The 658-nt window shown below is 69.9% G+C and carries 1 pseudogene; it reads left to right on the top strand.

Annotation, left to right across the window (positions count from 1 at the left end):
- Positions 1-658, top strand: a pseudogene (locus IH54_RS41060) (arabinofuranosidase catalytic domain-containing protein); the annotation flags it as partial.

Below are 658 nucleotides of genomic sequence, written 5' to 3' on the forward strand. Positions count from 1 at the left end.
TACCAGGTCCGGCGCTCGTCGGACAACTCGACGAAGAACATCGGGGTGGTGGAGGCCGGCGGCCGGGCCGACGCGGCCGCACAGGACTCCTTCTGCGCGGGTACCACGTGCGTGATCACCACCGTCTACGACCAGTCAGGGCACGGCAACGACGTGATGTACCAGGGCCCCGGCGGCGCCGGCGGTTCCGACACCCCCGCGAAGGCGACCTCGGAGTCGCTGACGGTAAGCGGCGGCAAGGTGTACTCGCTGTACATCAACCCCGGCAACAGCTACTGGCGCGACGGCCACCTCACAGGCGTCCCCACCGGCAGTGCCCCCGAGGGCGCGTACATGGTCACCAGCGGCACCCACGTCAACGGCGGCTGCTGCTTCGACTACGGCAACAGCGAGACCGACCGCAGGGCGGACGGCGCGGGCGCCATGGACGCGATCTACTTCGGCACCAGCTGCTGGTTCGGCGGCTGCTCCGGCAGCGGCCCCTGGGTCCAGGCCGACCTCGAATACGGCCTCTACTCCGGAGGGCGCCATCATCCTCGGCAGCGGCGGCGACTGCTGCAACGGCAACACCAACCAGTCCCAGGGCACCTTCTACGAGGGCGCCGTCGTCGCCGGCTACCCCACCGACGCCACCGACAACGCCGTCCAGGCCAACATC

It is taken from the genome of Streptomyces sp. NRRL F-5123 (genome assembly GCF_000721495.1).
GTDB lineage: Bacteria > Actinomycetota > Actinomycetes > Streptomycetales > Streptomycetaceae > Actinacidiphila.